Genomic DNA, 6,524 nt, shown 5'->3' on the forward strand with positions numbered 1-6,524 from the left:
CATTGAAAGTCTTTGTTTCTTGGGATACCCATCTTTCTGAAAGAAATTCTTCTGTCTACAACATATCATATTTACCCATTTTTCTGAATGAAGATGACTGATGTGACGTGATTTTGCTCTGCCATCTTTTTTGTGATATTAAATGACAACTTTCTATCTAAATTGAATGGAGCTGATAACATAACATTTATATCAGAGACTTTGACAGCGATTGTCCATTTTTTTATTCATCTTCACCAAAGGCTTCAGCTCTAAAAAAGGAGAATGAGTGGATATGAACATTGTCGATCATCATGTTGAAGTATTGCAAAAAGTGGCCCAAAGAATTCATCAGCCTGTCTATTTGATCAATCAGTATGGACGTATTCTTTTCACCTCATCCCAAGGTATGACAAACCCAGATTGGATACAAATGCTCCGCTTGTTTCACAGTACGCAGCAGCATTATTTTTCTATGGTTCATTCAAAAGAAAGCGTTTCTGTTTTTCCTATCTATATAAACGAACAAGCTTATGATTATTTAGTCGTTCCCGCCTTCATTCATCCTCAAGACGATATGGAGCTACATTTGACCATTGTACAAGCTGTAAATGCCATGTCCATTTCACGTATCAAACAACATGCCATCAAGCAATCTACAGGGCGAGCCAAAAATGAATGGTTTCGCAAATGGATGGAGGGGACGATTTCCTCAGAGCAAGATGTTTCCTGTCTGGCACGCATGTTTGGATTAAACACAACGATTCCCTATATATGTATCGTCTGTCAACTTGATCAGAGCAGTCATTTCACTTGTTTCCTTAAGCAGCAAACCCTTGTAGATGATGTGTTTGCTTTACTTGAAAGCACCCTTTCGCACTGTCCATTTCCCGCCTTTCTTTTTGTCAAAGGAGATATCGGCATCTTCCTTATAGAAGAGACTGGCTGCTGGCAGGCAATGAACAAATCGATCTGCTCTTTTTTAAAACAAATGCAGATCCTTATTAAACAGCATGTGAATGCCACCATTTCCTTTGGTGTAAGCTTAAGCGGTTATCTCATCACCGATCTGCCAAAAGGATTCAGTGAAGCTGCCCATGCTCTGCAATCAGGCCAGCTCTCATTACGAGCTGAATATATTCAGTTCTATCAAGCAAAAGATGTGTCAGATTTACTGAAGCTCATCCCAGCAAAAGATTTAACAACATTCTATGAGCGATATCTCCACCCATTATATGAACAACCACAAGTCGATCCAAACCTTCTCCACACCTTATCTGTTTATGTAGAAACACATTGCCATATTTCAGAAACAGCCAAGCGTTTATCTGTTCATCGCAACACCGTGATATATCGACTGGAGAAATGTGAAGAACTGCTTCAGATCAGCCTAAAAGATCCTGACGCAACATTGCGCTTGCGCTTAGCTTTGCGGATTCAAAAGCACCTTTCATCCGATTCCAATTGAATCTTTTTTTCTTACGCCTCATATATTTTGGAGGAGAAGTGTGAATGACAAGGAGTGGTGTCAAATGGATGAGGAGATTCGTCACATCCCGCAACCGATTCGAGACGATGGGGCCGGCGCAACCGATTTAGGCCCGCGAGACGTTCTGCGCGATATGGAGAACCCAGATATGTTCGTTCCCCCTAAAACGGATGCGGGGACGATTCCTAATTTAAAATTTTCCTATTCTGATACACATATGCACTTGAATCATGGCGGCTGGTCGAGGGAAATTACCGAGCGAGAGCTGCCTGTTTCAACAACAATTGCTGGTGTAAACATGCGGCTTACGCGCGGAGGTGTTCGTGAGCTTCATTGGCATAAGCAGGCGGAATGGGCATATATGATTTTAGGCAAAGCCCGGATCACATCTGTAGATGCAGAAGGACGGAATATGATCGCTGATGTAGAAGAAGGAGACTTGTGGTATTTCCCGCCCGGTATTCCGCACTCCATTCAAGGTCTTGAGGATGGCTGTGAGTTTCTCCTTGTGTTTGATGATGGTGCTTTTTCTGAATTTGATACGTTCACCATTACAGACTGGTTTGCTCATACACCAAAAGACATTCTTTCTGCTAATTTCGGTGTGCCAATCAAGCTGTTTGACCGCATTCCACATAAACAGCGCTATATGTTTCAAGGCTCTTCACCGGCATCCATTGAAAGCCAAACAGTCTCTGATCCATACGGCGGCATCAAACCGCCATTTACCCATCAGCTCCTTCGTCAAAAACCAATCGTGACCGCTGGTGGAACCGTACGAATCGTCGACTCACGCAATTTTCCAGTATCTAAAACCATTGCTGCTGCACTTGTGGAGGTAAAACCTGGAGGGATGAGAGAAATGCACTGGCACCCGAATAATGATGAGTGGCAATACTATTTAACTGGCACAGCCAAAATGACGGTTTTTGGAGCAGGCGGGACAGCTCGTACTTTTAATTACAGAGCAGGTGATGTTGGTTATGTTCCTTTCGGGATGGGGCATTACATACAAAACATCGGGCAAACGAGCCTTTGGTTTCTAGAAATGTTTAAAAGCGATCGATTTGCTGATATTTCATTGAACCAATGGATGGCCTTAACCCCTCCTCAATTAGTGAAGGAGCATTTGCATGTAGACGATGCATTGATTCATGCGTTGCATAAAGAAAAATCACCAGTCGTGAAGTATGATCGATGACGAAAAAAACCGATCCATTTGTGCTGATCGGTTTTTTCTATGCTGTCTTTACGATACGGCATGGGAATGTTGCTGCGCTTTTTTCGCCCATAAAATAGAAGCAATGAAACTCATACAAAGCACCAGTGTTCCAAACATAAATGGCAGCTCAATATTCACATCAAATAAAATACCGGCAAGACTTGGACCGACGATATTCGCAAGGCTCATAAAGGAGGTATTGAGGCCGCCTGCTACCCCCTGCTGATTCCCTGCCATTTTAGAAAGTAATGTATTGAGGGCTGGACGAACAAACGAGGTGGCCGCTAAAAATAAAATGGAGCCCGTAAAAATCAGCCAAAAGGAAGGGGCAAAGCGGCAGGCGATCAGCATAAATGCCGCAGCTAAAAGGGCATAACGGACGACTCGCATTTCGCCAAATCGTTTCACAAAAGTATTTACTAAAGCACCTTGAACAATGACACCGGCAAGTCCAGCTACCGTAATGACAAATGCAATATCCTTCGGTGTAAAGCCATGTTTTTGGTCCACATATAAGCCAAAGATCGATTCAAAATGAATAATTCCGAAATTCAAAACAAAGGCCAAGATAAACAAAAAACCGTATGGTGTTTTTAAAGCCTGAATCATCTGCGTAAAAGGATTGAAATGAAGCTCTTTATTCAATCGTGCTTCTTCCTGCTTTTCCTTTGTTAAAGTTTCAGGTAAAAACAAGAAAGACAACAGCGTCGACAGGGCTGCAAAGGAACCAGCGATGAGGAAAGGAAAAGCAATCCCAAACTCAACCAAATAACCCCCAACACCCGGTCCAATGACAAAGCCTAACGTCATTGCTGCACTAAATAGCCCCATTCCTTTCCCTCGATCCTTTTCACTTGTGATATCAGCAATGTAGGCAAACATGGCGGGCATCAGCAGCGCACCAGCAGCTCCGCCTAAAAACCGAGACACAAACAGCATCCAAAGCTGATCGGCAAATGCAAAAATAAACTGGGCAATCGTAAAGCCGGCAATCCCGGCAATAATCAATTTTCTGCGTCCAAACCGATCAGTCAGCGCTCCAGCGACGGGTGATAAAGCAAATTGTGTGAGGCCAGTTGCAGCAACGAGGAAACCAAGTGTTTTTCCAGTTGCGCCAAAGGCTTCAATATAACTTGGCATGACAGGAACGATCAGACCAAATCCAAGCATGGCAATAAAAATATTGAGCATTAGAATGTACAATCTGCCCATTTTTTTCATATTAAAACCTCTTTCTTCACAATAAATGAAAATGATGACAAAAATGATAAGAACTTCTTCAGTATAGCGATATCGCTCTCTATAAGTCTAGTTTTTCAAAAAACAGCGTTTTTTCCCAAATAAAAAATACCCGCTGGTGGCGAGTATTTTGAGTATCCCTTTTTTATTCAGCTTGTTCATAGATGGAAAGAGCCGCCTGTAACCCAGCGCCACAATTGATGGCTGCGCCATATTTCATCAAGATGGCTTCAAGGCCTGCTAAAACAAATAGAATATTTTCCTTTCGGCAGCTATAGCCCATTGAGCCAATTCTCCATATCCGTCCTGCAAGCGGCCCAAATGAACTCGCAATTTCAATTCCAAAATGATGAAGAAGATCAGCCCGGACCGCTTCTCCGTCGATATCACTTGGAATGACGATACACGTCACGACCGGCATTTTGCAGTCTGGATCACCGAATAATTCAAGCCCCATCGCTTCAAGGCCTGCCATTAAAGCCTTCTCATGAAACAAGTGGCGCTGAAAACGTTCCTCCAAGCCTTCTTCCAGCACAAGACGAACCCCTTCTCTCAGTGCATAAAGCATCGTCGTCGCTTCTGTATGATGATTTAACCGCCTCGGGCTCCAATAATCTTGCAGCTGGCTTAGATCAAAGTAATTGCTTTTGATTGGAGAAATGTCTACCTGTTTTTGCAGTTCGTCCTGTGTTGCAATCCCTTTTTCTACTTTCTTTCTCGATTGTACGACGTCTGCCACTCGTTCATTATATGTGATCGGTGACATCCCTGATGGAACAGACAAGCATTTCTGCGAGCCCCCAATTGCCGCATCGATTTTCCATTCGTCTACCTTGACCTCGACACCACCAATTGTCGCCACAGCGTCTACAATAAAAAGCGCATCAAGCGCCCGGCATGCTTCACCAATTTTCTCAAGCGGCTGTAATCTTCCGGTAGATGTTTCACCGTGAACCATCGCAACAATTTTCGGCTTGACTTGATGCATCTCTGCGATGATGTCGTCTTGCTTAAAAACCGTTCCCCATTCACATTCCATTGTATGTACCTCAGCACCATAGCGCTGTCCAATTTCAATCAGCAAATGACCGAAGCGTCCAAAGACCGGAACGAGCATCACATCTCCGGGCTCGATCACACTGGCAAGCACAGCTTCAAGTCCTGAGCGGGACGTCCCATCAATTGGATAAGCCCATTCATTTTCTGTTTGAAAAAGTGATCGTAATAAGGTCATCGTTTCGTTCATGATCTCTGTAAATGCAGGATCAAATTGACCAAGAATTGGTGTACTCATCACTCGAAGGACTCTCGGATCTACTTCGACAGGTCCTGGTGTCATAATGGTTCTAGTAGGTGTGTGTAGTTCTTTCACGTTATCCATCCTCTCCCTTGCTGTGTCCATCCTTATATGCCCACTTATACAGCAATGCTGATAAAATAGCAATCTCTTTTCTTACGAATTGATTACATAAAATTTACGATAAATCCATTTATTTCTTTATGGCAATATGATAGAACTAAAGAGTATACATTCCCTATGAAGGAGGAAATAGAATGAAAAGATCTTTATTTGGAACTGTGGCCGCCGGAATCATGATTTTCGGCACATTTGCCGCTCCGCTGCCTCCCGCTGCAAATGCTCAAGGCTTTACTCTGAATGAACCGAGTCAAACCATCACCTTTTCCCCGTTACAGCTACAAACCGAAACATCTGCTCAACATGCGAAAACAACTGCTTCAAGTCAAATTGATTCCTATTACCAATCTGCTGCTGGCAAATCTGGGCCTGCTCTTAAGAAAGCATTACACGATATTATTGATGATCATACGCAGCTATCCTACAGCCAGGTTTGGGATGCATTAAAGAAAACGGATGAAGATCCAAAAAATCCAAGCAATGTGCTTTTGCTCTATAGCGGTATCTCCAGGTCAAAGCAAGCAAATGGAGGAAACGTGGGACAGTGGAACCGGGAGCATGTGTGGGCTAAATCTCACGGCAATTTTGGGACGAGCCAGGGACCTGGTACAGATCTCCACCACCTTCGGGCAACAGACGTACAAACGAATAGCACACGAGGAAATTTAGATTTTGATATAGGCGGAAATGAATACAAGGGAGCGCCGGGCAACTTCTACGACAGCGACTCATTTGAACCTCATAGCCGGGTGAAAGGAGATGTAGCAAGAATGCTCTTTTATATGGCCGTCCGATATGAAGGTGATGATCATTTCCCAGATTTAGAATTGAACAACAAAGTGAATAATGGAAGCGCCCCTCTTCACGGCAAAATGTCTGTCCTATTGAAATGGCACAAGCAAGATCCAGTCGATCAAATCGAACGGAATCGTAACGAAATCATCTATCAAACGTACCAGCACAATCGCAATCCTTTTATTGATCACCCTGAATGGGTAAGCGATATTTGGGAATAAAAAAGAGAGGCACTGCTATGAGCAAGCAGTGCCTCTTTCCATTAATATCTCTAAAAAAGAGGATCATACAACATCAAACACACTTCTCATCTTATAAAGATTCTGATCATTATGTTATGTTTATTCCCCCAATTTACTAATAATAATTCTTTCTACATTGCG

Annotated in this window: 5 protein-coding genes; 3 read left to right on the plus strand and 2 right to left on the minus strand. The window is 43.1% G+C overall.

What is annotated here, in order from left to right; translation table 11 throughout:
• The first annotated feature begins 274 nt into the window (after positions 1-274).
• Together V7L95_RS02950 and V7L95_RS02955 are read left to right on the plus strand one after the other, a co-directional pair.
• Positions 275-1,447, plus strand: a complete 1,173-nt coding sequence (locus V7L95_RS02950; protein WP_340967959.1) for a helix-turn-helix domain-containing protein — start codon at positions 275-277, stop codon at positions 1,445-1,447.
• Positions 1,448-1,511: 64 nt separating this feature from the next.
• Complete coding sequence (locus V7L95_RS02955) at positions 1,512-2,669, plus strand: oxalate decarboxylase family bicupin (RefSeq protein ID WP_340967960.1); 1,158 nt, start codon at positions 1,512-1,514, stop codon at positions 2,667-2,669.
• A gap of 48 nt (positions 2,670-2,717) precedes the next feature.
• On the opposite strand, the gene V7L95_RS02960 is transcribed toward V7L95_RS02955, so the two are convergent.
• Positions 2,718-3,911, minus strand: coding sequence for an MFS transporter (locus V7L95_RS02960; protein ID WP_191219089.1), 1,194 nt, complete (start codon positions 3,909-3,911; stop codon positions 2,718-2,720).
• A 163-nt stretch (positions 3,912-4,074) separates the two neighbouring features.
• Positions 4,075-5,310 (minus strand): alanine--glyoxylate aminotransferase family protein, encoded by a 1,236-nt coding sequence (locus V7L95_RS02965; protein WP_058213685.1) that lies wholly within the window; start codon positions 5,308-5,310, stop codon positions 4,075-4,077.
• A 173-nt stretch (positions 5,311-5,483) separates the two neighbouring features.
• Here V7L95_RS02965 and V7L95_RS02970 point away from each other — a divergent pair, with 173 nt between their 5' ends.
• Positions 5,484-6,362 carry an endonuclease gene (locus V7L95_RS02970; protein WP_035701278.1) on the plus strand — a complete coding sequence of 293 codons (879 nt, stop codon included), beginning with the start codon at positions 5,484-5,486 and terminating at the stop codon, positions 6,360-6,362.
• The last annotated feature ends 162 nt before the right edge of the window (positions 6,363-6,524 follow it).

The organism is Bacillus sp. PPSBB_11 (assembly GCF_038023285.1).
Taxonomy (GTDB): domain Bacteria; phylum Bacillota; class Bacilli; order Bacillales; family Bacillaceae; genus Bacillus; species Bacillus altitudinis.

Coding starts and splice junctions, on each gene's coding strand:
- V7L95_RS02950 (WP_340967959.1), top strand. CDS start 275: ATGAACATTGTCGATCATCATGTTGAAGTATTGCAAAAAGTGGCCCAA.
- V7L95_RS02955 (WP_340967960.1), top strand. CDS start 1,512: ATGGATGAGGAGATTCGTCACATCCCGCAACCGATTCGAGACGATGGG.
- V7L95_RS02960 (WP_191219089.1), bottom strand. CDS start 3,911: ATGAAAAAAATGGGCAGATTGTACATTCTAATGCTCAATATTTTTATT.
- V7L95_RS02965 (WP_058213685.1), bottom strand. CDS start 5,310: ATGGATAACGTGAAAGAACTACACACACCTACTAGAACCATTATGACA.
- V7L95_RS02970 (WP_035701278.1), top strand. CDS start 5,484: ATGAAAAGATCTTTATTTGGAACTGTGGCCGCCGGAATCATGATTTTC.